We start from the raw sequence: 25564 nt of genomic DNA on the forward strand, positions 1-25564 counted from the left end.
TGGCACCGTACGCCGCGCGCGAAATGCGCGCGGCGCGGCTGACAAGCGGTCTGTCTTTCCTTCCGGATGGCCGGATCGACTCCACGCCTGGCGGGCCTTGCGGCCCTCCGGGCACATTTGTTTTTTGGCGGGTGCTGCATGAGCCGTCCGCGGACGGCGCAGCGCCAGACGAGTCGAGAGACTTTACTGCGGGCGAAAGGAGCCGCCGCGTGCGCGATGCGTGGCGGCACAGTGAATCGATATGGCGAAACGGGATTACTACGAGGTTCTGGGCGTCGCGAAGAACGCGAGCGACGACGAAATCAAGAAGGCATATCGCAAGCTTGCGATGAAGTATCACCCTGACCGCAATCCGGACAGCAAGGATGCGGAAGAGCATTTCAAGGAGGCGAAGGAAGCCTATGAAATGCTGTCGGATGGTCAGAAGCGGGCCGCGTACGACCAGTACGGCCACGCGGGCGTCGATCCGAACATGGGCGGTGCGGGCGCGCAGGGCTTCGGCGGCTTCGCGGATGCATTCGGCGACATCTTCGGCGACATCTTCGGCCAGGCCGCGGGCGGCGCCGCGCGCGGCGGCCGCGGCGGCCCGCAGGTGTATCGCGGCGCCGACCTGCGCTACAGCATGGAAATCACGCTCGAGCAGGCCGCGCACGGCTACGACACGCAGATCCGCGTGCCGAGCTGGGTGTCGTGCGAAGTCTGTCACGGCTCGGGGGCGAAGCCCGGCACGAAGCCGGAAACCTGCCCGACCTGTCACGGCCAGGGCACGGTGCGCATGTCGCAGGGCTTCTTCAGCATCCAGCAGACCTGCCCGAAGTGCCACGGCACGGGCACCTACATCCCCGAGCCGTGCGCGCATTGCCACGGGTCGGGCAAGGTGAAGGAAACCAAGACGCTCGAAGTGAAGATCCCGGCCGGGATCGACGACGGGATGCGGATCCGCTCGGCCGGCAACGGCGAGCCGGGCATCAACGGCGGGCCGCCGGGCGACCTGTACGTCGAGATCCACATCAAGCCGCACGCGGTGTTCGAGCGCGACGGCGACGATCTCCACTGCCAGATGCCGATTCCGTTCACGACCGCCGCACTCGGCGGCGAGATCGAGGTGCCGACGCTGGCCGGCCGCGCGTCGTTCCCGGTGCCGGAAGGCACGCAGTCGGGCAAGACGTTCCGCCTGCGCGGCAAGGGCATCAAGGGGCTGCGTTCGAGCATCGCGGGCGATCTGTACGTGCACGTGCAGGTCGAGACGCCGGTGAAGCTGACCGATCACCAGCGCGACCTGCTCAAGCAGTTCGAGAAGTCGCTGGCCGAGGGCGGCGCGCGTCACAGCCCGCAGAGCAAGAGCTGGTTCGACCGGGTGAAGAGCTTCTTCGAGTAACGGCATGACTGAAGGCAACGAGAGCGCGTCGTTCGCGCTCTTGGACGATTGCGACTCGACCGCGTCCGCGCGGTCGAGTCGTTTGTATTCGGGCTTCGTGCGCGAACGCGTGTGCACGGACCCGGCGCAGCTCGACGCCATCGACGCGGCGCTCGGGCAGGATCTGCGCGACGGGCTGCATGCGGTCGTCGTCGGCGATTACGAATTCGGACGCAACCTGCAACGGGCGCAGCCGGGCGATGCCCCGCTGCGCTTTTTGCTGTATGCGCGCTGCGAGCGGCTGTCGCGCGACGACGTCGACGCATGGCTCGCGCAGCAGGACGGCGGCGGCACGCCGTCGATCGCGGGCGTCGCGCACGTCGCGAAGAGCGTGTCGCGCGATGCGTTCGACGCGGCGATCGCCGCGGTGCACGACGCGCTGCGCGCGGGCGATTCGTATCAGGTCAACTACACGTACCGGCTGAATTTCGACGTATTCGGCACGCCGCTCGCGCTGTACCGGCGGCTGCGCGCGCGCCAGCCGGTGCGGTACGGCGCGCTGATCGCGCTGCCCGACGGCGCGTGGGTCGTGTCGTGCTCGCCGGAGCTGTTCGTCGAGAAGCATGGCGACGTGCTGCGCGCGCGGCCGATGAAGGGCACCGCGCCGCGCTCGGCCGACCCGCGTGAAGACGCGGCGGCGGCCGCGTTCCTCGCGAGCGACCCGAAGAACCGTGCGGAAAACGTGATGATCGTCGACTTGCTGCGCAACGACGTGTCGCGGATCGCGCGCACGGGCAGCGTCAAGGTGCCGGCGCTGTTCTCCGTCGAGCCGTATGCGTCGGTGTGGCAGATGACGTCGACGGTCGAAGCCGGCTGGCGCGACGGCACGACTTTCGCGCAGATGCTGCGCGCGCTGTTTCCTTGCGGGTCGATCACGGGCGCGCCGAAGTACCAGACGATGCAATTGATCGATGCGATCGAGTCGACGCCGCGCGGGCTGTATACCGGTGCGATCGGCTGGCTCGACGCACCGAAGGACGAGGCCGCGTCGGCAGGCGCTGCGGCCGGGTGCGGCGATTTCTGCCTGTCGGTCGCGATCCGGACGCTGACGCTCGATGCGGTCGCAGCCGACCCGGCCGCGACGATCGCCGCGCGCGACGCGGCAACGGTTGCCGCCGGCCGGCGGCGCGGCACGATGGGCGTCGGCGCGGGCATCGTGCTCGACAGCGTCGCGGCCGATGAATACGCGGAGTGCGAATTGAAAGCGCGATTCCTGACGGATGCCGACCCCGGCTTCCAGCTGTTCGAAACGACGGCCGCGACGCGGGCGGACGGAATCCGCCATCTCGATCGCCATCTCGCGCGGCTGCAACGCAGTGCGGAGGCGTTCGGGTTTCGCTTCGATGCCGACGCGTTGCGTCGCGAGATCGATGCGCGCTGCGCGGCGCTCGACGGCGACGGCGCGTACCGGATGAAGCTCTCGCTGGCGAAGGACGGCACGATCGAGATCGTCGCGGCGCCGCTCAAGCCGCTGCCGGCGGGGCCCGTCGGCGTGCTGCTGGCCCCCGCGCACGGCTTCGCGCCCACCCGCGCGAGCGATGCGCTGCTGCTGCACAAGACCACGCGCCGCGCCGAATACGACCGCGCGTGGCAGGCGGCGGAGGCGCTCGGCGGGTTCGACATGCTGTTCGTCAACGAGCGCGGCGAGGTGACGGAAGGCGGCCGCTCGAACCTGTTCGTGAAGCTCGACGGCCAGTGGGTGACGCCGCCGTTGACGAGCGGCGTGCTGCCGGGCGTGATGCGCGGCGTGTTGCTCGACGATCGCGCGTTCGGCGCGGTGGAGCGGGTCGTCATGCGCGACGATCTGGCGCGCGCGCAGGCGTTGCTGTTGACCAACGCACTGCGCGGGGCGCTCGACGCGGTGCTGAAGTGACGGGGTGACGGCTCGAGCAGCGTGCCCGGGCCGCGGCCGCCGAGCATCGGCCACGCGGCTTCCGGAAAAAAAGCGCGGCGCCCGCAAAGGGCGCCGCGTTTTTTTATCGGCGGGGCACCGGCGAACGAGCCGCCGGGTGCGCGTCAGAACGAGTGTTCCGGGCCCGGGAACGACTGGTCCTTCACCGCGCTCACGTAGGCTTCGACGGCCGCCTGAATGCTCGGCTGTCCCTGCATGAAATCCTTCACGAAACGCGGCCGCTTGCCGGGGAACACACCGAGCATGTCGTGCAGCACGAGTACCTGCCCCGAGCAGTCGACGCCCGCGCCGATGCCGATCGTCGGGATCTTCAGCATGTGCGTGACTTCGGATGCGACGAGCGTCGGCACGGCTTCGAGCACGACGAGTTGCGCACCGGCTTCCTCGATCGCGCGCGCATCGCGCAGCAGTTGCGCGGCGCCCGCTTCGGTCTTGCCCTGGACCTTGAAGCCGCCGAACGCATGCACCGACTGCGGCGTGAGGCCGAGATGCGCGCACACGGGCACCGACCGTTCGACGAGGAAGCGGATCGTATCGGCGAGCCATTCGCCGCCTTCGAGCTTGACCATCTGCGCACCCGCGCGCATCAGCTTGACCGAATTCGCGAACGCGTCGGCCGGCGTCCCGTACGTGCCGAACGGCAGATCGGCGACGACGAGCGCACGCGGCTGCGCACGTGCGACACAGGCCGTGTGATAGGCGATGTCGTCGAGCGACACGGGCAGCGTGGTCGTATGGCCCTGCAGTACGTTGCCGAGCGAATCGCCGATCAGCAGCACGTCGGTGCCGGCGCGATCGAGCAGCGCCGAAAAGCTCGCGTCGTAGCACGTGAGCATCGCGATCTTCTCGCCGGCGTCGCGCATTGCCTGCAGCTTGGGTACCGTCACGGCAGGCCGGCTCGATTCCTGGAGATAGGTCATGGGAAATCCGGGTCGATGAGGGAGGAACGACAGGCGGGACGCGTCAACGCGCCGTCTCGCCCTTGACGAAGAATTCCTTGCGGCCGCGCATCGTCTCGATGCGCTCGACCAGCAGGGCGAGATCCTCGGGGGAATCCAGCGGATTCAGGTGTTCGGCCGCGACCGTCAGCACCGGCGTGCGGTCGTAGTGGTAGAAGAATTCGTTGTACGCGTCGACGAGCGAGCGCAGGTATGCGTCGCTGATCTGCAGCTCCATCGGCGTCCCGCGCTTCTGGATGCGCGAGAACAGCACTTCGGGGCTGGCCTGCAGGTAGACGACGAGATCGGGCGACGGCGCCTGCGGCACGTCGACGTGCGCGGCGACCGAGCGATACAGCTGCCACTCGTCTTCCGGCAGGTTCAGCCGCGCGAAGATGTCGTTCTTCTGCGGCATGAAATCGGCGATCACGGGCCGGCCCGTGTCGAGCGCGCCGATCAGCTCGCGCGCCTGCTGCGCGCGCTGCAGCGCGAACGACAGCTGGACGGGCAGCGCGTAGCGCGCGGTGTCGCGATAGAAGCGCTCGAGGAACGGGTTGTCCTGCGGGCGTTCGAGCAGCGTCTGCATCGACCAGCGCTCGGCGAGCAGGCGCGCGAGCGTCGTCTTGCCGACGCCGATCGGGCCTTCGATCACGAGATAGCGGTGCGGGGCGCGCAGGTCGGGCGCGGTGACGGTCAGCGGAGTCGAGTTCATCGGCAGCGGGTCTTGTCGGCGTTTTCGCCGGCGGCGAGCGCCTTCTGCATCGGGCACTGGCAGGTTTGCACCTTTTCGACGCGCTGATCCGCGACCGCGGCGAGAAAGGCGTCGGCACGGCCGCGCGCGGGGATGTCGAGCGCCGGCTCGATTTCGACGAGCGGCACGAGCGCGAATGCGCGGTCGGTGAGGCGCGGGTGCGGGACGATCAGGTCGGGTTCGTCGATCGAATCGGCGCCGAACAGCAGGATGTCGAGGTCGAGCGTGCGCGGCGCATTGCGGTACGGGCGCTCGCGGCCGAAGTGATGTTCGATCTTCTGGCAGAGCGCGAGCAGCTCGCGGGCCGACAGCGTCGTGTCGAGCTTGACGACGCAGTTGTAGTAGTCATCGCCGCCGGCTTCGAACGGCGCCGTGCGATACAGGCTCGACTTGCCGAGGATCGAGATGGTGCGCTGCTGCGCGAGGCACACCACCGCGTCCTTCAGGGTCTGGCGTGCATCGCCGAGATTCGCCCCCAATCCGATATATGCAACCGTCATGGCATCACTTCCTACGTCGTTCGCCGGCGCATGCGTCAGTCGTCGGAACCGCTCGCGGTATCGCCCGCGGTATCCGGCGCCTGCGCGGCGGCGCCTTCACCCGGATTGCGGTTTCGCGCGCCGCCGCGGCGGCGCCGCTTGCGGGGCGATTTTTCCTTCGAGCCGCCCTGCGTGAGCAATGCCTCGCGAGCGGCGGCGTCGCCTTCGATGAAATCCGTCCACCACTGTCCGACTTCCGCGTCGAGCTCGCCGGATTCGCAGCGTAACAGGAGGAAATCATACCCCGCTCTAAACCTTTGGTGTTCCAGCAGCCGCATCGCGCTGCGGCCCGAGCGCTTCTCGAGGCGCAACTGCAGGCCCCAGATCTCGCGCATGTCGGCCGAGTAACGCTTGTGGATCGCGAGTTTCTCGGTCTGCATGTCGAGCACGTCGTCCATCGCACGATGGAGCGCCGGCACCGGGATTTCGCCCGCGGCCGTGTACTGCTCGAAGCGCTGGCGCATGTCGTGCCACAGCAGCGTCGCGAACAGGAAACCCGGCGACACCGGCTTGCCGGCGCGCACGCGCGCGTCGGTGTTGTTCAGCGCGAGCGTGATGAACTTCTCGCCCTGCGGCTGTTCGAGCACGACGTCGAGCAGCGGCAGCAGCCCGTGATGCAGGCCTTCCTTGCGCAGCCGCTGCAGGCACGCGAGCGCGTGCCCCGACAGCAGCAGCTTCAGCATTTCGTCGAACAGGCGCGCGGCCGGCACGTTGTTGATCAGGTCGGCGAGCGCGTGGATCGGCTCGCGCGTATGCGGTTCGATCTCGAAATCGAGCTTCGCTGCGAAGCGCACGACGCGCAGCATCCGCACCGGATCCTCGCGGAAGCGGGTGGCCGGATCGCCGATCATCCGCAACAGGCGCGCGCGTACGTCGGCCATCCCGTCGTGATAGTCGAGCACCGTCTGCGTCGACGGGTCGTAGTACATCGCGTTGATCGTGAAGTCGCGGCGCGCGGCGTCCTCGTGCTGCTCGCCCCACACGTTGTCGCGCAGCACGCGGCCGCTCGCATCGACCGCGTGCGTGCGGCGATCGAGTTCGTCGCGCTTCAGGCGCTTCGGCGGCTCGGCCGCGGCCGCCTCGGGCGGCGCGTCGACCAGCGCGCGGAACGTCGATACCTCGATCAGCTCCTGGCCGAACTGCACGTGGACGATCTGGAAGCGGCGGCCGATCAGGCGCGCGCGGCGGAACAGGCGCTGCACCTCGGTGGGCGTCGCGTCGGTCGCGACGTCGAAGTCCTTCGGCGCGATGCCGAGCAGCAGGTCGCGCACCGCGCCGCCGACGATGAACGCGCGAAAGCCCGCCTGCTGCAGCGTGTCGGTCACGCGTACCGCGTTCCTCGAGATCAGTGCCGGGTTGATGCCGTGCACGCTGGCCGGCACGACGGTCGGCGCATGGTTGCTGCGCGATTGCTTCGCGCCGCCGCGGGCGCCCTTCGGCGCGCGCGGGGCAGCAGGGGCCGCTTCGTCGGCCGGGGCCGCGGCGGGAGGCGTTTGCTCGGTTTCGTCCTGCCCGAGCAGCTTGCGAATGAATTTTTTGATCACGACGTTCAGAAGAGATCCAGGATGCGCCAGCCGCGGTTGCTTGCGTGCGCACGCAGCGTGTCGTCGGGGTTGGTCGCGATCGGGTCGGTGACTTTCTCGAGCAACGGAATGTCGTTGTGCGAGTCGCTGTAGAAATAGCTGTGTTCGAAGTCGTCCCAGTGCTTGCCGAGCGATGCGAGCCACGCTTCGGTGCGCACGATCTTGCCTTCGCGATAGCTCGGCGTACCGGTCGGCCGGCCCGTGTACGGCGAATCGGGATGCCCGTCGGTCGTTTCGGCCTCGCACGCGATCAGCGTGTCGACGCCGAACGCGGTCGCGATCGGGCGCGTGATGAATTCGTTGGTGGCCGTCACGACGCAGCACAGATCGCCGGCGTCGATGTGCTTGCGCACGAGTTCGAGCGCGGCGGGCGTCATCGCGGGGCGGATCACCTCGTGCATGTACTGCTCGTGCCATTCGGCCAGCTGCGCGCGCGAATACTTCGCGAGCGGCGTGAGCATCGCGCACAGGTACGCGTGGATGTCGAGCTTGCCGGCCTTGTAGTCGGCGAAGAACTGATCGTTCTGACGCGAGAAGCTTTCCGCGTCGACGATGCCGAGCTTCACCATGAAGCGACCCCATTCGTGGTCGCTATCGGTCGGGATCAGCGTGTGATCGAGGTCAAAGAGTGCCAGATTAGTCATGGGAGCGCATTTTACTCGAAGCGGTTCGGGCCCGTGCCCGGTGGAGCGATGTCGTCGCCGGGACGCGCGAGCATCCGGCGCAGCAGCGGCAGCGTGACCGCGCGTTTCTGCTCGAGCGAGAAGCGGTCGAGCGCGTCGAGCAATGCCATCAGGCTCGGCATGTCGCGGCGGAAATGGGTCAGCAGGTACGCGGCGATGTCGTCGGTGAGCGCGATCCCGCGCTCCTTCGCCGCGAGCTTGAGCACGGCGATCTTGCCAGCGTCGGACGGCGGCGACAGGTGGAACACGAGCCCCCAGCCGAGCCGCGTGCGCAGGTCCTCACGCACGTCGAGCGCGAGCGGCGCCGCCGGGCCCGCCGCGACGAACGCGCTCGACGGGTGCGCGCGCACTTCGTTGAACAGGTTGAACAGCGCGACCTGCTGCGTGTCGCTCATCCGGTCGCAGTCGTCGATCGCGTAAATGCCGATGCGCGGGTCGAACGTGAACGCGCCGAGCGGGCTCTGCGGCGTCAGGTAGCGCGCGTAGCCGTACGACGCGTCGCTCACGAGCGCCTGCAGCAGGTGGGTGCGGCCGCTGCCCGGTTCGCCCCAGATATAGAACGACCGGTCCGGCACGGGGCCGGCCGCGAGCGCGAGATCGAGCTTCTGCAGGCGCGTGACGAGCTCGTCGTTCTCGTCGCTCATGATGAAGTTGTCGAACGTGGCGGGCGGCGGCGTGCCGAGATCGAGCGTCAGTTGACGGGACACAGCAGTCACAATGCGGGTCGGTTGAAAAAACGCGTGCCGTACGCCGGGCACGCGCGAGGGAAGGCGCCCCGGCTGGCTTCACGCGCGACCGTACGCACGGCGCGGCGCGGGTTTCGGCGCGCTTCGCCCGGCGATGAAAACGGGGACGTGTTGACCAAGATGCGATCCCTGACGATTCGGTGCTGGGAATTCCGGCCAACCGGCCGGCTTCGGGTAAAATCGCATTTTACCGACCTTCTCGCATTCCCCCATGAATCCTCCGAAATCCGCTCCCGACGCTCAGGGTCTGTCCTACCGCGACGCAGGCGTCGACATCGACGCAGGCGACGCGCTCATCGACAAGATCAAGCCTTTTGCGAAGAAAACCTTGCGCGACGGCGTGCTCGGCGGCATCGGCGGGTTCGGCGCGCTGTTCGAAGTGCCGAAGAAGTACAAGGAGCCCGTGCTCGTGTCGGGCACCGACGGCGTGGGCACCAAGCTCAAGTTGGCCTTTCATCTGAACAAACACGACACCGTCGGCCAGGATCTCGTCGCGATGAGCGTGAACGACATCCTCGTGCAGGGCGCCGAGCCGCTGTTCTTTCTCGACTACTTCGCGTGCGGCAAGCTCGACGTCGACACGGCCGCGACCGTCGTCAAGGGCATCGCGCAGGGCTGCGAACTGTCGGGCTGCGCGCTGATCGGCGGCGAAACCGCCGAAATGCCGGGCATGTACCCGGACGGCGAATACGACCTGGCCGGCTTCGCGGTCGGCGCGGTCGAGAAGAGCAAGATCATCGACGGCAGCACGATCGCCGAAGGCGACGTGGTGCTCGGCCTCGCATCGAGCGGCATCCACTCGAACGGCTTCTCGCTCGTGCGCAAGATCATCGAGCGCGCGAATCCCGATCTGTCGGCGGATTTCCACGGCCGCTCGCTGGCCGACGCGCTGATGGCGCCGACGCGCATCTACGTGAAGCCGCTGCTCGCGCTGATGCAGAAGCTGACGGTGAAGGGCATGGCGCACATCACGGGCGGCGGTCTCGTCGAGAACATCCCGCGCGTGCTGCGCGAAGGCCTCACCGCCGAGCTCGACCAGCACGCATGGCCGCTGCCGCCGCTGTTCAAGTGGCTGCAGGAGCACGGCGGCGTCGCCGACGCGGAAATGCACCGCGTGTTCAACTGCGGGATCGGCATGGCCGTGATCGTCTCGGCGGCCGATGCCGACGCAGCGATCGCCGACCTGACCGCCGCCGGCGAACAGGTGTGGAAGATCGGCACCGTGCGTGCGACCCGCGAAGGCGAGGCGCAGACGGTCGTGGTCTGACGCACGGCAGCAGCAGAATGCAGTATGGAAAGCCGCCCGGCATCGCTCCGGGCGGCTTTTTTTTCGGGCGCCGCGTGCGTACGGACGCGCGCCGATGAAGGAGGAGCGACGATGACCGAAGACGAACGCGCGATCCGCGAGCTCGTGGAAACCTGGTTCGTGTCGAGCCGGCGCGGCGATCTGGCGACCGTGCTCGACCTGATCGCCGACGACGCGATCTTCATGGTGGCCGGCAAGCCGCCGTTCGACAAGGCGGCGTTCGCGGCCGCGTCGCGCGACGCGAACGCCGGTGCGGCCCCCCCGCCGAAGATCGACGGCCGCTACCGGATCGACGAGCTGCGCGTGATCGGCGATTGGGCATACATGCGCAATTTCATCGAGATCGACGCGACGCCGCCAGGCGGCGAGACGATCCGCCGGTCGGGCCACACGCTGACGATTTTCCGCAAGGCCGACGGCCGCTGGCAGCTCGTGCGCGACGCGAATCTCGTCACGCTCGCGGGCTGAGCGCGACGGCGCCCGACTGCGCTTACGCGGAGGCCCGCGGTGCGTTCACTGGGCGCGCGCCGGCCAGCAACGGCGGCACGAGCAGGTACAGCAGCGCGGCCGCAGCCCACACGAGCCCCGGCCAGGTCGCGCGCGTCGCCGCGTAGGTCGCGGTGACGACCAGCGGCCCCGCGACGCCGATCAGGCTCGCCACGCTCGCCAGCGTGCCCTGCAGTTCGCCCTGGCGCGCGTCGTCGACCTGCCGAGCGAGCATCGCCTGCAACGCCGGCAGCGTCATGCCGCCGGCCGCGAACAGCGGCAGCAGCGCAAACGGCACCCAGGCGGCGGTGGCGCACGCGATGACCGCCAGCCCGAGCGCGTCGCCTGCGAGGCCCAGTGCGAGCGCGCGCCGCTCGCCGAGCCGCGCGATCAACGGCCCGATCGCGAACGCCTGCGCGAGCGCGTGGCACGCGCCGTAACCGGCGAGCGACAGCCCGGCGACCGGCGTCGACCAGCCGAAATGTTCCTGGCCGTACAGAATCCACAGCGTCGCGGGCGCCTGCGACACGAGCGCCACGATCACGTAGATGCCGACCAGCGGCGCCAGCGCGGGCGCGCCGCTCAGCCGGCGCAGGCTCGCGAACGGGTTCAGCGCGCCGACCGTCCGGCCTTCCCGGGCCGGCCGCGATTCCGGCAGCACGCGCCACACGAGCACGAGGTTCAGCGCATTGAGCAACGCGGCCGCGACGAACGGCGCACGCAGGTGCAGCACGCCGAGCAGCCCGCCGATCAGCGGGCCGGCGATGAAGCCGATGCCCATCATCGCGCCGAGCTGGCCGAAGCGCCGGGCGCGATCCGGTTCGGCCGTCACGTCGGTCACGTACGCGGTCGCGACCGCGACGTTCGCGCCGGTGATGCCCGCGAGCAGCCGCCCGACGTAAAGCCACGCGAGCGTCGGCGCGAGCGCCATCAGCAGATAATCGAGCGCGGCACCCGCGAGCGACGCGAGCAGCACCGGGCGGCGGCCGAAACGGTCGCTCAGCGCGCCGAGCAGCGGCGCACACAGGAACTGCGCGAACGCGTACAGCGCGAGCAGGATTCCGTAGTGGGTGTCGGTGCTGCCCGCGCCGGCGAGCGAACGCAGCAGCCCGGGGAGGATCGGCATCACGATCCCGACGCCGATCGCGTCGAGCAGGACCGTGGCCAGGATGGCAATCAGGGACGGGTTCAAGAGAATCACTCTATCGATGATAGAGTGCGAAGTATTCCACAGTTTCCCTATCGGTGATAGAGATGAAGGACACGGGAGCGCGGCTGACGCGCGACACGGTATTGCGCGCGGCGCTCGAATTGCTGGACGAGGTGGGAATCGACGGACTGTCGACGCGACGGCTTGCCGAGCGGCTCGGCGTGCAATCGCCGACGCTGTACTGGCATTTCAGGAACAAGGCCGAGCTGCTCGACGCAATGGCCGAGACGATCATGCTCGAGCGTCACGGCGCGTCGCTGCCGCGGCCGGGCGACGTGTGGGATGCATGGCTCGCGGAGAATGCGCGCAGTTTTCGCCGAGCGCTGCTGGCCTATCGCGACGGCGCACGCCTGCATGCCGGCACGCGGCCGCGCGCCCTGCATTTCAGCTCGATCGAACGCAAGGTCGCGCTGCTCGGCGACGCGGGATTCACGCCGGACGAAGCGGTCGACGTGATGGTCGCGATCGGCCGCTTCGTGGTCGGATGGGTGCTGGAAGAGCAGGCGGCGCCGGACGGCGAAGCCGATGCGCCGCTGCCGGACGCGGCCGAGTACCCGCGGCTCGCAAAAGGCTGGGCTGCGCTGCGCGAGCGCAGCGGCGACGAAGCGTTCGAGCGCGGCATCGCGTGGATCGTCGACGGCGCCCGCGCGCGCCTGACGGCGCGGCGGGCGGACTGACCGCGTCAGCCCGGCGAGCGGCCGTCGAGGACGCGTTCGAGTGCGTCGAGCGCGCGGGCCGTCGAATCCGGCGCGATGCAGTCGACCACGATCCGCTCCGGCATCGCGCGCAGCCACGTGATCTGGCGCTTGCACAGCTGGCGTGTCGCGAAGATGCCCTTGTCGCGCATCGTCCGGTAGTCGGTGACGCCGTCGAGGAATTCCCACGCCTGCCGGTAGCCGACGCAGCGCATCGACGGCAGGTCGGGATGGAGATCGTCGCGGCGCCGCAGCCGTTCGACTTCGTCGATGAAGCCCGCGTCGAGCATCGCGTCGAAGCGCTGCGCGATTCGTGCGTGCAGCACCGCGCGATCCGACGGCTCGAGCGCGACCGGCACGAAGCGGTATGCGGCGGCCGCATCGTCCGTACGGCGCGGCGCGGCGAGCAGCACCGACATCGGCTGTCCGCTCAGCATGAAGATTTCCAGCGCGCGCTGGATCCGCTGCGAATCGTTCGGCGCGAGCCGCGCGGCCGTGTCGGGGTCGACTTGCGCGAGCCGCGCGTGCAGCGCGGGCCAGCCGTCGCGCGCGGCGTCGGCGTCGAGTGCTGCGCGGATCTCCGCGTCGGCGCCCGGCAGGTCGTTGAGCCCTTGCGTCAGCGCCTTGTAGTACAGCATCGTGCCGCCCGCGAGCAACGGCGTGCGGCCGCGCGCGACGATCTCGCCGATCAGGCGCAGCGTGTCCGCGCGGAATTCCGCGGCCGAATACGCGTCGGCCGGGTCGATGATGTCGATCAGGTGATGCGGCACGCTCGCGCGGTCGTCGCGCGACGGTTTCGCGGTGCCGATATCCATGTCGCGGTAGACGAGCGCCGAATCGACGCTGACGATCTCGATCGGGCGGCGCGCGGCGAGCGCCAGCGCCGCGGCCGTCTTGCCGGAAGCGGTGGGGCCGAGCAGGCAGGCGATCGTCGTCGGGCTGGACTGCGAAGAAGCGCTCATTGCCCGCGCATGAAGAGACGGTCGAGATCGTTCAGCGTGAGCTGATACCAGGTCGGCCGGCCGTGATTGCACTGGTCCGCGCGCTCGGTCGCCTCCATCTGGCGCAGCAGCGCGTTCATCTCGTCGAGCGTCAGGCGCCGGTTCGCCCGCACCGCGTGATGGCACGCGAGCGTGCCGAGCAGTTCGTGCTGGCGCTCGGTGAGCACGCGCGAGCCGCCGAACGCGTGCAGGTCGGCGAGTACCGCGCGCGCGAGCGACTGCAGGTCGGCATCCTTCAGCAGCGCCGGCACCGCACGGATCGCCAGCGTCGTCGGCGACAGCACCGCGAGGTCGAAGCCGAGCGATTCGAGCGTGTCGCGCTCTTCCTCGACCGTGCCGATCTCGACCGGCGTGGCCGTCATCGAGATCGGCAGCAGCAGCGACTGTACGGCGACCGAGCGATCCGCGAGCGCGTTCTTGAATTGCTCGTACAGGATCCGCTCGTGCGCCGCGTGCATGTCGACGATCACGAGACCGTACGCGTTCTGCGCGAGCACGTAGATCCCGTGGATCTGGCCGAGCGCGAAGCCGAGCGGCTGCTCGTCGTGCGCGGGCGGCGACGCGGCGAAGCCCGGCAGCGGCGCGGCCGGGGCGTCGGCGGCATCGCGCGCTACGAGCGTCGTGCCGTCCGGCGTGCCCGCGCCGCTGTCCTTGCGGCCGAACAGCGCATCGTAGAGCGCGAGCGGTTGCGCGACGGGCAGCGTGCCCTGCGTCATCCGCGCCTGGCGCATCCACGTGTTGCCCGCCGACGACGAAGACGACGGCGCCGAGAATCCGCTGCCGCTGCTTCCGCCGCTCGGGCTCCGGCCGAGCGGCGTATCGAGGAACGATGCCGGCCCGCGCGGCGCGGGTTCGATATGCGCGGCATGGCCGCCCGCGGTGGTTTCCGGCGATGCGCCCGCATGGCGGGCAAGCGCCCGCTGCACCGCGTGGAACACGTACTGGTGGATCGAGCGTGAATCGCGGAACCGCACTTCGATCTTCGACGGATGCACGTTCACGTCGACGGCTTCGGGCGGCAGGTCGAGGAACAGCACGTACGACGGGTAGCGGTCGCCGTGCAGCACGTCCTCGTAGGCCGCCCGCACCGCGTGCGTCAGCAGCTTGTCGCGCACGAAGCGGCCGTTCACGAAGAAATACTGCTGGTCGGCGCGCCCGCGGCTCGCGGTCGGCAGGCCGGCGCAGCCGTAGACGGCGAGCGGGCCGGCCTGCTCGTCGAGCGGCAGGTGCGCCGTCGCGAAGCTTTCGCCGAGAATCTTCGCGACGCGCTGCGCGGGCTCGGTCGCATTCCAGTGCTCGACGGCCTTGCCGTTGTGCAGCACCGAGATCGCGACGTCCGGCCGTGCGAGCGCCGCGCGGCGGATCATTTCCAGGCAGTGGCCGAATTCCGTCTGCTCGCTCTTCAGGAACTTGCGCCGCGCGGGCGTGTTGAAGTACAGCTCGCGCACCTCGATCGTCGTGCCGGTCGAGCCGGCGGCGGGCGACAGCACGCCCGTCTGCGCGTCGATCTTCGTCGCGTGCGCAGCATCGGCCGTCCGGCTCGTGATCGACATCTCGGCCACCGACGCGATCGACGCGAGCGCTTCGCCGCGAAAGCCCAGCGTCGCGACCGCCTCGAGCTCCTCGAGCGAGCGGATCTTGCTGGTCGCGTGGCGCATCAGCGCGAGCGGCAGTTCGTCGGGCGGAATCCCGCAGCCGTCGTCGGTGATCGAGATGCGCTTGACGCCGCCTTCTTCCAGCACGATGCGCAGCGTCGTCGCGCCGGCGTCCATCGCGTTCTCGAGCAGTTCCTTGACGACCGACGCCGGGCGTTCGACGACCTCGCCGGCGGCGATCTGGCTGATCAGCTGGTCGGGCAGGGGCTGGATCGCGCGCAGCGGGCGCGCGGCGGGGGCGGGCGCGGCGCCCGCGGCCGTTTCGGTGATATCGGACATGGCCGAATTATAGCGAGGCCGCGAACGCGTGCCGGGGCGGCCGGCCGTTACGTTTTTTCACGGAGCCTTAAGGTAGTTTCGGTATCATCACCCCGTTGCACGCGCCGCCTTGGCTGGCGGGCGCCTCGGCCATCCCTGGCCTGTTCCGGCCGTTCCGGCCCTACCGCCTTCGAGGAATCGCATTTGGATACGCTGCTTCATTTCGTCAACCTTGTCCTGCATATCGACGCTTTCCTCGGCGATTTCATCCGGCAGTACGGCGCGTGGGTCTATCTCGTCCTGTTTCTGATCGTGTTCTGCGAGACGGGGCTCGTCGTGTTCCCGTTCCTGCCCGGCGACTCGCTGCTGTTCATCGGCGGCGCGTTCGCGGCGACGGGCGAAATGAACGTCGGCCTGCTGATCGTGCTGCTGCTCGTCGCGGCGATTTCCGGCAACACCGTGAACTACCTGATCGGCCGCTGGATCGGCCCGAAGGTGTTCAATACGCATATTCCGGTGCTCGAGCGGTTCCTCGATCGCGCCGCGCTGCAGAAGACCCATTCGTTCTACGACAAGCACGGCGGCAAGACGATCGTGCTCGCCCGTTTCATTCCGGTCGTGCGCACGTTCGCGCCGTTCGTCGCGGGCGCATCGTCGATGAGCGTCGCGCGCTTCCAGTTGTTCAACGTGATCGGCGCGCTGGTGTGGGTCCTGCTGCTCGTGCTGCTCGGCTATTTCTTCGGCAACATCCCGTTCATCCGCCAGTACCTGAACGTGATCGTGCTGGTCGGGATCGGCGCGGCGATCGTGCCGGTTGCACTCGGCGCGGTGTGGAAGCTCGTGCGCGGGCGGCGGGCGGATGGGGCACCGAAGGCGGGCGGGCGCTGAGCGCGTTGCTTCTTGTCTGGAGCAGTCAAAGCGTGGCGAGAGCCACGCTTTTTTTCGTTCGTACGGTTCGGCCGCTGCTTCCGTTTTACGTGTTGCGATGCGAGATCGGCGTTTCGGGCGTCGGATAGCCGGCGTCGCGGAACGTTTCGAGGATCACGCGGTTGGTGTCGCAGTACACCTGCCAGTAGTTCTCCGGCTGAGTCGACGGGCGCACGAACAGCAGCGGACCTTCCGGCGTGAACTGCAGCACGCCGACGTCCGGTGCCGGCACTTTCAGCACGTTCGGAATCAACTGGATTTGCGTCTTCAGGCGGTTGATCGCATCGGCCGCGTCGACGCCGTTCGCGATCTTCGCGGTCAGGTCGACGCGGCGGTGCGGCGTCGCGCTGTAGTTCGCGATGTTGTCCGAGAAGATCTTGTTGTTGCCGACGATCGTCACGATGTTGTCGGCGGTGATGATCGTCGTGCCGAACAGGCCGAGCTCCTTCACGGTGCCGGTGACGCCGCCCGCGCTGATCACGTCGCCGATCTTGAACGGGCGCAGCACCTGCATGAACACGCCGGCGGCGAAATGCGCGAGCAGGCCGCCCCAGGCCGTGCCGATCGCGAGGCCGAGGCCGGCGAGCAACGCGGCGAACGAGGTGGTCTGTACGCCGAAGATCTGCAGGATCGCGAGGATCAGCAGGATCGTCAGCAGCACGCTGACGACGGAGGTCAGGTAGTCGGTGAGCGTCGGGTCGACCTTGCCGCTGCGGCGAACGACCTTGCCGAGCAGGCGGGTACCGATGCGAATCGCCCAGCGGCCGACGAACCACAGGACGATCGCGGCGAGGAGGTTCAGGCCGAAGTCGAGGCCGCGGGTCATCAGGAATTGCTGGGCGGTGGCGAGATCGATCATGCGTTCTCCGGGTAGATAAACGGGGCGCGAAGTGCGCCTGGCTGCGCAGTTATACCTGTGCGGCGGCGGGACGGCAATCGAGCGGGTGCGATGAGATGCTCAAGAAATGTCAAAGACATGGGCGCTGAGGGAGGTTCTGACGGATGTGCGGTGTTGTCCGTTGGGACGGACACGATGGCGTTCAGACAACGACGCCGACGGGAGCGTCGGTGCAAGCACGTCCGGAAATACTGGAGTATGCCGTAGCGGGAGAGGAACCCGTGTCACGTGGAGCGCCTGGTCATGCGGGTTCAACGGCCGGTTACTTCGGCGCGCGGCCGTACGTGTCTTCAAAGCGGACGATATCTGCTCGCCCGCCAGCTTCGGGTAGTTGCTGCGGGACATCGGCCAGAGCCGGCTGCCGTTGCGGCCGCACAGAATGATTGGATGGAGGCTGATGTGGAATACCTAGGCCGGCCCTCAGTTGTCGAGGCGAGCCATTCTAGCAAAACATGGTGCTACGAAGCGCCAATTTGGTCGCCTTTAGCTGCTGCGTACGCAATGCTAGACCGAGTGGCCTCGAGTCATGACTCGTCGATACTGCCACGAAAGATGGCGCAAGATATTGCGAGTCCAGCGAAATGCTTTCAAATATGGTCGCCAGCGATCCCGGGCGACGTTTCTCAGCGGACGCGCAGCAGCCTCCGCCAACTGGCTGACGACGGCTTCGGGGGTTGTGAAGAGCTGGAGTTTCCAGTCCCAGTAAAGCGGGTAGTGCAGCAGAGTGCCCGCCACCAGCATATCGAGCGACAAAGTCCGCTCCCGCCAAGGTAGAGGGGAGAGATCGTCGTCGGTCAGGCCCCACCCGGCATAGAACGGTAGCCCGTAGGTACAGACGGTCTTGCCACGCAGCAACGCATCGAATCCGGCAAGAGACGATAGTGTATGCACCTCGTCTGCCGCCTCGATGAGTGAGATCATGTCTGACTCAGAGTCAACGATGTTTGCCAACTGGGCGGCATTGGTGAGGCCGTTCCGGTTTCCAGACAGCACATCCGGGTGAGGCTTGTACACGATGAATGCATCGGGGCGACGCTCGCGTACGCGGCGCAGCAGTGCGTCAAGATTATCGATGCCGCGCGCGCCGAGCCGGATAGATGCGTCATCGGCAACTTGACCAACGACAAGCACCACCTTTTGATTGACGGGTGCCAACCAGATAGGCGCTTTGCGCCCGAGGTTGTATTTAGTGATGCCGCCCGCAACGATTTGACTTCGTAGTGCAGCAGCGCGTGCCAACTCCGCTGGAAGGAAATCTATCGTGTTGAGCAGGGTCGACAGATCGCTCGGCGCACTGGCATCGAAATAGATTCCGCGCCGATCGATGACCTGACTGCGTGGCGCAGACATATCGGAACCCAGTCCGCTGGAATGGATGAAGCCGTCCTCCATCCTCACCCGCGGCGTAGTGGCAGGCAGCGCTGTCGCGTCGCGTGCGCCCCATAAAACCGCATGTTCGTCGGTACCGAGAGTGGCCGGTCGGGCACTCCAGCGTAGGCGACCTCCGCCGGCATTCAGATAGGGCGTTGCAAAAGGGCGTTTCCACCATTGAAAGTGGATGCCGGCAACGCGCCGCAGATCGGCAAAACGGTGTGCAACTGCATGCTGTAGATCGACAGCATCGAGAACTGCGTCGAGTGTGCCAACCGTGTATGTCTCAAGGTCCAGGTAGCGGGCCGACCGCGAAAAGACGGCTTCAAACAGAGCGGCGAGTGTGGGGCGCGCGTGACGTCCGGGCAGTGGCTGCGCATCATTCGTGAGTCCCCAGCCAGCATAATAGGGGGCGCCGAACACGTAGATGGGCACCCCAGCGAGCAGTGCCGCCATGCCTTCCGAGGCGGCAACCGTATAGATATGGTTCGCTTGTCGTAGGATATCGCGCAGTGAGCTTGAGCCGGAGACTGGGTGTACGTTATGAGGCAAACGTGCCCGTTCTGACAACCAGGGCCCTCTACCGGGATCGTTGCTACGCAAGATCCAGACTTGTGCGTCCGATTGAAATTCCGCGAGGTGGCGGAGCAGCGCCGAGAATTGACGACATCGGTCGCGCACGGACACGCCCACGTCGATCTCTGAACGGATGCGCTCGTCCATGACGACAACATGTTTGCTTCCATTGTTGAGGCGCAGCGCATCCGGTAATGGATCGATCCGGCTACGCAGATGCAGTGCATCACTCTCAAGTACGCGAGACATCAGTGTTGCGTTTCGTCTTGATGTGCCGAGCCGTGGTTCTGAGCGGAGAATTGCGTCGAGCGAGTCTATCAGCGCGTTCTGCGGCGCCCTCTCGACGGACACCTGGAACCACGAAAGCTTTACTGCGGAAGGGGATGGCCGTGCAGCGAGCGGTCCGGGCCATACTGTCGTAGTTGCCGATGCACTGGTTCGGTGCGGGGATGAACAGGCGCGCCGTTGTCGGCGGATCAGTACGTTCTCGATGCGCAACGTGGCTGCTCCTGAGATTCGTCGTCGCGTCAAGCGAGTGAGTCGAGAAACGCGTCGACTCGCTCGAAGTGTTCGGACCATGTTGGTCCACGGAAATGGGCAACCCGAGCCATTTGAGCTGAGCGTTCGGGGCTGTTGGCCGGCACGTATGCGAGGATTCGGTTGATCCAATCGGTGCCGTCAAGCGGGTCGAGGTAGTCGGGAATGTCAGCGGCGATCTCATGGAAGATTGCGAGATTGCTCGCAATGACGGGCACGCGCAGCATCAGCGCCTCGACAAGCGGCAGGCCGTAGCCCTCGACGAAAGACGGAAAGAGGAGCGCCCGCGCATGTTGGAGCAGTGCGTGAAGGCGCTCGTCGGAGCAATTCGACTCTTCGTGCACTAGACCGCGAAGCTCTGCGCAGCGTTCGAGCATGTCGACCACGTTTTCGCATTCCCAGCCGCGACGACCGATGATCACGAGTCGTGGCGCTGCTGTTCCCAAGCGTTCCGCAAGGCGGCGCCAGAGATGCAGGACGAACCAATGATTCTTGCGCGGTTCGATGGTACCGAGCATTACGAAGTAGGGTGCGTCGAGGGGGGGCGGCGCTGGCGCGTAATGCGAGACTGCAGGTGCGAGATGTGCAACGACGCTCGGCGGCAGCGAAAGCCCAGCGCGCCGAGCCTCGATGGCTAGTTCGTCAAGCGTCGCATGCGAGTTCGCGATTAGACCGCTCGCGTGCTTCAATGCTGTACGAATACGCAGACGATGAGTCGCGTCGACGCCAGGGCGGCAATATTCTGCATGCGTCAACGGAATCAGGTCGTGGACCATAAAAACTGGACGAGCGTTTAGTGCACGCATGGTCCGGTAGTATCGTGGAAATTCCATCCCGTTGTGGCTTGTATGCAACAATATTGCTCGTTCAAATCGATCTCTGTTGAACCGATTCAGTAGTGCCCGCGCAACAATTGAACGCACCTCGTTTTTCTCCCGCCGAGGCGAGAGCAACAGATTGAAGATGCGTTGGGAATTGCTTTCAGTCAGGACGGTTGAGAAACCCCGTTCACTGAAAACCGCCCGTGCGTGATTTCCGTATCGCCTGATATACGCGAGTCCAACCCGGTCGACTCCCGTCGGGATGAGTCCGTCGTAGTGGCGCGTGGTCAGGCGGGTGACGTCGAGGAGAATGTTTGTCACTCGGTTGAAATAAGAGTGTGCCGGGAGGTGGGGGATGTTGTTCCGGAGAGGGCTTTGTACCCCGTTAAGGTTGCGAGTTCGGATGCAACAATTTTCCAACCCGTTATTCTATGGCATGTTGCATTGTGCGACAATTCGCGCCAGCCCATATTTATCGACCGCATCACATGCCGCATTTGCTCAGTCGTGCTGTACTGCCCACCTTGATAGTCGGCTTGCTTACCGGGTGTTCCGTTGTTCCGACATCCGGACCGAGCACTGCACGTATTAATCAAGTCGCTGATTCCTCGAACAATGCAGCCGAGGCTGCGGGCATCCAAGTCGTCGATATGACCGATGACGTCGCGCGTAAGCTCCACGCGGAGCGCGGACAAGCGGATTTTGCGACAGCACTGGGTGATACGGCTCAGTTTCGTCAGCAACTCGGCGTGGGGGACTCGATTGAAGTGTCGATCTGGGAAGCCCCTCCAGCGACCTTGTTCGGTGCACTACAGGGCGACAGTCGAGGCGGCCCTAGCAATGCCCGCGTTACAGTCCTGCCGGACCAGACCATCGACGGAAGTGGCATGATAAATGTGCCGTTCGTGGGTAACGTGAAGGCTATCGGACGGACGCCGGTGCAACTCGCAGCTGACATTACCGGGCGCCTGAAGAACATTGCGCACGATCCACAGGTGCTTGTCAAGCTATCGCGTAACGCAACGTCGTACGTGACGGTTGTCGGGGATGTCGTAAGCAGCAATCGAATGCAACTCTCCGCTCGTGGCGAACGTTTGTTGGACGCGCTCGCAAACGCGGGCGGTGTTCGGCAACCGATCGATAAGATCACGCTACAGGTCACGCGTGGCAACGAAGTCGTATCGTTGCCGCTGCAAACGGTTATTCGCGATCCGAGGCAGAACATTCCGTTGCGCGCGGGGGATGTCGTAACTGCATTGTTCCAACCTTACAGTTTCATGGCGCTTGGTGCGACTGGCAAGAATCAGGAAATTAACTTTGAAGCGCAAGGCATCACGCTTGCGCAAGCTCTTGCGCGGGCTGGCGGTTTGCAGGATTCCCGTTCCGACGCCAAGGGTGTGTTCGTCTTCAGAATGGAAAAGGCGAATGCACTTGCGTGGCCCAATTTACCGGTCCGAGTCACGGCGGATGGCAGGGTTCCTGTTATTTATCGACTCAACTTGCATGATCCCAATTCGTTCTTCGTGTCTCAGAGCTTCATGATGGACAACAAGGATCTGCTATACGTGTCGAACGCACCGATCACGGATATTCAGAAGGTACTTAATTTGGTATTTTCTGTCGCTTACCCCGTTGTTACCGGTGTGCAGACATTCAAGTAATGGCTTTACAATTAAAATACCGGGTGCTAGCGTGTTCGCCTATCACATGCAAGACCCCGAGCGGTATGGTGTTGTGGAGTTCGACCATGCAGGGAAAGCAGTTGGTATTGGGGGAAAGCCAGCAATACTGAAATCCCATTACGTGGTGACGGTTCTGTACTTTTACGATGAACGTGTGGTCGACTTCGCGAAGTCGATCAAATCATCGTCATGCGGCGAGCTTGAGATCACCCATCTCAATGACTGTACCTAAAAGAAGGGTTGCTCGATGTAAAAACAATGGGCGCGGCTATGCTTGGCTTGACACCGGAGCACACGATTTGATGTTCGAAGCATCGCACTTCATTGCTACGATGGAGCATCGACGAGGCCTGAAAATCGCCTTCGTCGAGGAGGTTGCATACCGGAAGGCTACATTGATGCAGAGAGCTTGAGCAACTTGTACAGCCACTCAGCAAGAGCGGATACGGGCGCTACTTGCGGAATCTTCTGAAGGAGGGCAAGGTTCAATGAATGGCATCGATGCGATCATTCCGAATGTCAAGATATTGGAACCAAAGGTGTTTGGTGATACGCGTGTTTTTTCTTTGAGAGTTTCAATCACCGCTCCTTTGAAGAAACAATCGGTCAGTCAATCACTTTCGTGCAGGACAATCACTCGAGGTCGGCAAGGAACGTCGTGAGGGGCTGCATTATCAAATCCATCATGCACCGGAAAGCTGATCCGTATTGTCGCGGGTGAAGTATTTGATGTCGCGGTCGATATTCGGCGCCCGCCGCCGACGTTTGGTCACTGGGTCGGCGTGACTCTGCCTGAGGGTGGATGCCTGAGGAGTTTGCTCACGGCTTGGCCGTGATGTCGGATACAGCCGAATTCCTATACAAGACAACCGAATACTGGTACCCAGACGCCGAGCGGGGTCATTCGTTGGGGCGATCCGATATTAGTGATCGAATGACCAGTTACCAACGACGGCCCCGTTTCGGACAAGGGGTGTGCGGCCTCGGCATTCAAAGACGCTGCATATTTCTAAACGCCGAGGTGTCCGCTAGGTTAGTCGGCAGAAGGACTTATTGCTTCATGAACGGTAACCAAGGGCGTTCGCCGCGCGGACGGTGCGCCAAGGTAAAATCTTCTTTTTCCAACGTCAGGTTGGGGTTGTAGAAGCGGTCCGGCTTGGAATCCGTTTTCCATCGTGCCCGCATGTAGTTTTTTTCTCGTTCGAATCTCGCGCGGCTCTCCGCCGATGCTTGGTCACTACCCCGTGAATATGATTCGTGATGGTACAGGACCGCATAAGGCGTCCATGTAACGTGGTATCCCGCCGCGCCTGCGCGTAAACAGAAATCAACGTCATTGAACGCGACGGTCAGATCCTGTTCGTTGAAGCCGCCGAGTTCCCGGTAAACCGATCGTCGAACAACCAGGCAGGCGGCGGTAACCGCCGAGAAGTTCTGCGTTAGTACGGCGCGCCCCGCGTAGCCAGGGTGCGTTCCGGGATGCAGGCGATGCGCGTGACCCGCAAAGCCGCCGATACCAATGACTACACCCGCATGCTGAACAAAACCGTCGGAATAGAGTAGTTTGGCCCCAACGACGCCGACTTCGGGTCGAAGTGCTTGGGATACCATTTCGTTCAACCAGTCAGGTGAGACGACCTCGACGTCATCGTTCAGCAAACCAATAATCTCGCCGTTTGCATGTTTTTCCGCAAAATTGTTGATAGCGGAATAGTTGAACGGCGCATCGTAGTTTATGACGCGAATTTTTTCGTGATTCGAGATCTGCTTCAGGTAACTTATTGTTTCGGAGCATGTACTCTGATTGTTAACGACGACTATCTCGTAATTTTTATACTTGGTTTTGCGGAGGATGCTCTCGATGCATTGTTTCAGAATATTCCGGCCGTTACGTGTCGGAATCAGTATGCTGACCTGAGGCTGTCTTTCTGGAATCGGATAGATGACGCGGTAGGTTCCAACGATATGGCCATGCTCGACACGCACGCCCGGTTTGTCTGAGAGAAAGTCCTGTATGGCACGCAATGCGGCGTCATAGGCGTAGTGTTTGGCGTTTGGATTGGCCGCCGTCGATTCGTCATGAAGGCGCCAATGATAAAGGACATGTGGAATGTGTCGGATCTGAGCCGGTCGACTGGCGCGCACGCATCGCAGTGCCAGATCGTAATCTTGGCTGCCTTCATAACCAATGCGAAATCCCCCGATTTCACGAAGCAGAGAGGCTCGGTATACACCCAGATGTGAAATCATGTTGTGCGAAAGGAAAAGATCGGGGTTCCAGTCACTCTTGAAATACGGGTCGCTTCGATTGCCTGCGTTGTCAATCTTATCTTCATCAGAATAGATCACGTTTGCGTCGGGGAAGCGATTGATCTCCAGCGCAACATGGTAGAGTGCATGTTTCGGCAGAAGATCATCCTGGTCGAGAAGTGCAACGAAACTACCTTTAGCGATTGCCAGTGCACTATTCGATGCGGCTGATATGTGGCCGTTGACGTCCCTGAAATGTACCTTGATACGCGAATCTATTACAGGTAATGATGTCAGGAACGGTCGAACGTCGCTAGCGGTGGAGCAATCGTCTGCAATGCACAACTCCCAATTTGAATACAGTTGATCTCGTACCGAGTCGATTGCCTCTTTGAGATAACTTAATGGAGGATTGAACGTTGGCATTACAATCGAAATTCGCGGTTTCTGCGAAAATTGTGCGATATGGGATCGAATCGCGGCTTCGTCTGCATTGCTCAATGCAGTGTAATTATCGATGAATGTCTGATAGGAAGGCGGTGCGGAATGAATCCTGAGTTTTGCACAGTCATCATAGGCGCCGAGGAGATCAAAGAAGATGCGTCTTGTCTTTAGCGAGTACTGCTTCGCTTGATTGGTTTTTCTAAACTTCCAGATGTCGCTCGCAACCCATTCGACCATCCTCGCGACACGCTCGATTTCAGTTATTGCGGTCATGACGATCGGCTGTTGGACGATCACACCCTTGCCTCGCATCGGTATCCAACGAAGTGCACGAACAGTTGGCGGAAGCTTAAATATGTGCTTGATGTTTCCGGGCCGAGTCGTGGGAACAACAATGCATTCTGCCTCGGAAAACCCTGAGCCGCTGTCGACATAAAGTTGTGCCTGAAGCTGTGCGCCACGTCGAACCAAAGATGATTGCATATACACCCACCCACGAGGATATGTACCATCTATCGGAATTAGTTCGAACGTGGGGTCGGTACCAATAGATGTCCACGTATTCGATCGAGTGTCGTCTATCGCCACGTCTTGTATGGGCGCCAGTTTGAATAAGAACGCGCGGCGAATAAACGGAATGGATTGGGCGGGCATTTAACTTTGTCGGTAAGCAATGAAACGTATTTGGCTGCGATGAACGCCAGTCTAGCTGGAGCTCGTTACTTCTCCCGTTTGCTGCGCACGGGCTACTCATACAGACCAATGCTATCAAGCACGGGAAGCATGTCTACTGCATAGGCGCGGCGGGATGTTGTTGTTGGTCGAACAATATGCGCTGCAGTTTTGTCAATAGATATCGGCCCCAAGGGCACCGAGCG

The 25564-nt window shown here is 64.2% G+C and carries 21 protein-coding genes and 1 pseudogene; 9 read left to right on the forward strand and 13 right to left on the reverse strand.

The window, feature by feature from the left end:
• The first annotated feature begins 241 nt into the window (after positions 1-241).
• Positions 242-1378, forward strand: a complete 1137-nt coding sequence (gene dnaJ, locus WS54_RS16540; protein WP_034206478.1) for a molecular chaperone DnaJ — start codon at positions 242-244, stop codon at positions 1376-1378.
• Positions 1379-1382: 4 nt separating this feature from the next.
• Positions 1383-3290, forward strand: coding sequence for a chorismate-binding protein (locus tag WS54_RS16545; RefSeq protein ID WP_059779266.1), 1908 nt, complete (start codon positions 1383-1385; stop codon positions 3288-3290).
• A 143-nt stretch (positions 3291-3433) separates the two neighbouring features.
• Here the strand turns inward: WS54_RS16545 and panB are convergent, their stop codons facing one another.
• Genes panB through hda form a run of 6 tightly spaced genes read right to left on the reverse strand, consistent with a single transcriptional unit; the run spans position 3434 to position 8530 of the window.
• Complete coding sequence (gene panB, locus WS54_RS16550; RefSeq protein WP_034206480.1) at positions 3434-4249, reverse strand: 3-methyl-2-oxobutanoate hydroxymethyltransferase; 816 nt, start codon at positions 4247-4249, stop codon at positions 3434-3436.
• Positions 4250-4292: 43 nt separating this feature from the next.
• Entirely contained in the window at positions 4293-4979 is a 687-nt protein-coding gene (locus tag WS54_RS16555) for a deoxynucleoside kinase (protein ID WP_059501043.1), read from the reverse strand.
• On the reverse strand, positions 4976-5518 hold the full coding sequence (folK, locus tag WS54_RS16560) for a 2-amino-4-hydroxy-6-hydroxymethyldihydropteridine diphosphokinase (protein WP_059779268.1): 543 nt from the start codon (positions 5516-5518) through the stop codon (positions 4976-4978). Before folK ends, WS54_RS16555 begins: the two co-directional genes overlap by 4 nt.
• Before the next feature lie 35 nt (positions 5519-5553).
• Positions 5554-7101, reverse strand: a complete 1548-nt coding sequence (pcnB, locus tag WS54_RS16565; RefSeq protein WP_059779271.1) for a polynucleotide adenylyltransferase PcnB — start codon at positions 7099-7101, stop codon at positions 5554-5556.
• Between the two features lie 5 nt (positions 7102-7106).
• Positions 7107-7784, reverse strand: coding sequence for an HAD family hydrolase (locus WS54_RS16570; protein ID WP_034206484.1), 678 nt, complete (start codon positions 7782-7784; stop codon positions 7107-7109).
• An 11-nt stretch (positions 7785-7795) separates the two neighbouring features.
• Positions 7796-8530: a DnaA regulatory inactivator Hda gene (hda, locus tag WS54_RS16575; RefSeq protein ID WP_034206485.1), complete on the reverse strand. Its 735-nt coding sequence runs from the start codon at positions 8528-8530 to the stop codon at positions 7796-7798.
• A gap of 250 nt (positions 8531-8780) precedes the next feature.
• On the opposite strand from hda, the gene purM reads away from it, so the two are divergent.
• Positions 8781-9836, forward strand: a complete 1056-nt coding sequence (gene purM / locus WS54_RS16580; protein WP_027783630.1) for a phosphoribosylformylglycinamidine cyclo-ligase — start codon at positions 8781-8783, stop codon at positions 9834-9836.
• A 111-nt stretch (positions 9837-9947) separates the two neighbouring features.
• Positions 9948-10343, forward strand: coding sequence for a YybH family protein (locus tag WS54_RS16585; RefSeq protein WP_059779272.1), 396 nt, complete (start codon positions 9948-9950; stop codon positions 10341-10343).
• 22 nt (positions 10344-10365) lie between these two features.
• On the opposite strand, the gene tet is transcribed toward WS54_RS16585, so the two are convergent.
• Entirely contained in the window at positions 10366-11559 is a 1194-nt protein-coding gene (gene tet / locus WS54_RS16590; RefSeq protein WP_218929452.1) for a Tet(A)/Tet(B)/Tet(C) family tetracycline efflux MFS transporter, read from the reverse strand.
• Positions 11560-11615: 56 nt separating this feature from the next.
• On the opposite strand from tet, the gene tetR reads away from it, so the two are divergent.
• On the forward strand, positions 11616-12248 hold the full coding sequence (tetR, locus tag WS54_RS16595; protein WP_059779275.1) for a tetracycline resistance transcriptional repressor TetR: 633 nt from the start codon (positions 11616-11618) through the stop codon (positions 12246-12248).
• 5 nt (positions 12249-12253) lie between these two features.
• Here tetR and miaA read toward each other — a convergent pair whose 3' ends face one another.
• Both miaA and mutL read right to left on the reverse strand, forming a co-directional pair.
• Complete coding sequence (miaA, locus tag WS54_RS16600; protein WP_059779278.1) at positions 12254-13228, reverse strand: tRNA (adenosine(37)-N6)-dimethylallyltransferase MiaA; 975 nt, start codon at positions 13226-13228, stop codon at positions 12254-12256.
• A complete protein-coding gene (mutL, locus tag WS54_RS16605; protein ID WP_059779280.1) occupies positions 13225-15201 on the reverse strand; it encodes a DNA mismatch repair endonuclease MutL in 1977 nt (658 codons plus the stop codon). The genes miaA and mutL overlap by 4 nt, the downstream gene beginning before the upstream one ends.
• Before the next feature lie 183 nt (positions 15202-15384).
• Between mutL and WS54_RS16610 the strand changes: the two genes are divergently transcribed.
• Positions 15385-16068 carry a DedA family protein gene (locus WS54_RS16610; RefSeq protein ID WP_059779282.1) on the forward strand — a complete coding sequence of 228 codons (684 nt, stop codon included), beginning with the start codon at positions 15385-15387 and terminating at the stop codon, positions 16066-16068.
• 85 nt (positions 16069-16153) lie between these two features.
• Here WS54_RS16610 and WS54_RS16615 read toward each other — a convergent pair whose 3' ends face one another.
• The 3 genes from WS54_RS16615 to WS54_RS16625 form a co-directional block, all read right to left on the reverse strand.
• Entirely contained in the window at positions 16154-16966 is an 813-nt protein-coding gene (locus WS54_RS16615) for a mechanosensitive ion channel family protein (RefSeq protein WP_059779284.1), read from the reverse strand.
• A gap of 543 nt (positions 16967-17509) precedes the next feature.
• On the reverse strand, positions 17510-19531 hold the full coding sequence (locus WS54_RS16620; protein WP_082724988.1) for a capsular polysaccharide export protein, LipB/KpsS family: 2022 nt from the start codon (positions 19529-19531) through the stop codon (positions 17510-17512).
• Complete coding sequence (locus WS54_RS16625) at positions 19480-20631, reverse strand: glycosyltransferase family 4 protein (protein WP_059501054.1); 1152 nt, start codon at positions 20629-20631, stop codon at positions 19480-19482. Before WS54_RS16625 ends, WS54_RS16620 begins: the two co-directional genes overlap by 52 nt.
• A 167-nt stretch (positions 20632-20798) precedes the next feature.
• On the opposite strand from WS54_RS16625, the gene WS54_RS16630 reads away from it, so the two are divergent.
• The 3 genes and pseudogenes from WS54_RS16630 to rfbC all read left to right on the forward strand — a co-directional run.
• A complete protein-coding gene (locus WS54_RS16630) occupies positions 20799-21971 on the forward strand; it encodes a polysaccharide biosynthesis/export family protein (RefSeq protein ID WP_059779289.1) in 1173 nt (390 codons plus the stop codon).
• Positions 21972-22017: 46 nt separating this feature from the next.
• Positions 22018-22224, forward strand: coding sequence for a sugar phosphate nucleotidyltransferase (locus tag WS54_RS34460; protein ID WP_335671905.1), 207 nt, complete (start codon positions 22018-22020; stop codon positions 22222-22224).
• Between the two features lie 256 nt (positions 22225-22480).
• Positions 22481-22927 (forward strand): annotated as a pseudogene (rfbC, locus tag WS54_RS16640) (dTDP-4-dehydrorhamnose 3,5-epimerase); the annotation flags it as partial.
• 115 nt (positions 22928-23042) lie between these two features.
• Here rfbC and WS54_RS16645 read toward each other — a convergent pair.
• A complete protein-coding gene (locus WS54_RS16645) occupies positions 23043-25340 on the reverse strand; it encodes a glycosyltransferase family 2 protein (protein WP_236872793.1) in 2298 nt (765 codons plus the stop codon).
• Between the last annotated feature and the right edge of the window lie 224 nt (positions 25341-25564).

Origin of the sequence: Burkholderia sp. NRF60-BP8 (assembly GCF_001522585.2) — a bacterium.
In the GTDB taxonomy this organism is placed as follows: domain Bacteria; phylum Pseudomonadota; class Gammaproteobacteria; order Burkholderiales; family Burkholderiaceae; genus Burkholderia.

Coding starts and splice junctions, on each gene's coding strand:
- dnaJ (WP_034206478.1), top strand. CDS start 242: ATGGCGAAACGGGATTACTACGAGGTTCTGGGCGTCGCGAAGAACGCG.
- WS54_RS16545 (WP_059779266.1), top strand. CDS start 1,383: ATGACTGAAGGCAACGAGAGCGCGTCGTTCGCGCTCTTGGACGATTGC.
- panB (WP_034206480.1), bottom strand. CDS start 4,249: ATGACCTATCTCCAGGAATCGAGCCGGCCTGCCGTGACGGTACCCAAG.
- WS54_RS16555 (WP_059501043.1), bottom strand. CDS start 4,979: ATGAACTCGACTCCGCTGACCGTCACCGCGCCCGACCTGCGCGCCCCG.
- folK (WP_059779268.1), bottom strand. CDS start 5,518: ATGACGGTTGCATATATCGGATTGGGGGCGAATCTCGGCGATGCACGC.
- WS54_RS16570 (WP_034206484.1), bottom strand. CDS start 7,784: ATGACTAATCTGGCACTCTTTGACCTCGATCACACGCTGATCCCGACC.
- purM (WP_027783630.1), top strand. CDS start 8,781: ATGAATCCTCCGAAATCCGCTCCCGACGCTCAGGGTCTGTCCTACCGC.
- WS54_RS16585 (WP_059779272.1), top strand. CDS start 9,948: ATGACCGAAGACGAACGCGCGATCCGCGAGCTCGTGGAAACCTGGTTC.
- tetR (WP_059779275.1), top strand. CDS start 11,616: ATGAAGGACACGGGAGCGCGGCTGACGCGCGACACGGTATTGCGCGCG.
- miaA (WP_059779278.1), bottom strand. CDS start 13,228: ATGAGCGCTTCTTCGCAGTCCAGCCCGACGACGATCGCCTGCCTGCTC.
- mutL (WP_059779280.1), bottom strand. CDS start 15,201: ATGTCCGATATCACCGAAACGGCCGCGGGCGCCGCGCCCGCCCCCGCC.
- WS54_RS16615 (WP_059779284.1), bottom strand. CDS start 16,966: ATGATCGATCTCGCCACCGCCCAGCAATTCCTGATGACCCGCGGCCTC.
- WS54_RS16620 (WP_082724988.1), bottom strand. CDS start 19,531: ATGGTCCGAACACTTCGAGCGAGTCGACGCGTTTCTCGACTCACTCGC.
- WS54_RS16630 (WP_059779289.1), top strand. CDS start 20,799: ATGCCGCATTTGCTCAGTCGTGCTGTACTGCCCACCTTGATAGTCGGC.
- WS54_RS34460 (WP_335671905.1), top strand. CDS start 22,018: ATGCAAGACCCCGAGCGGTATGGTGTTGTGGAGTTCGACCATGCAGGG.
- WS54_RS16645 (WP_236872793.1), bottom strand. CDS start 25,340: ATGCCCGCCCAATCCATTCCGTTTATTCGCCGCGCGTTCTTATTCAAA.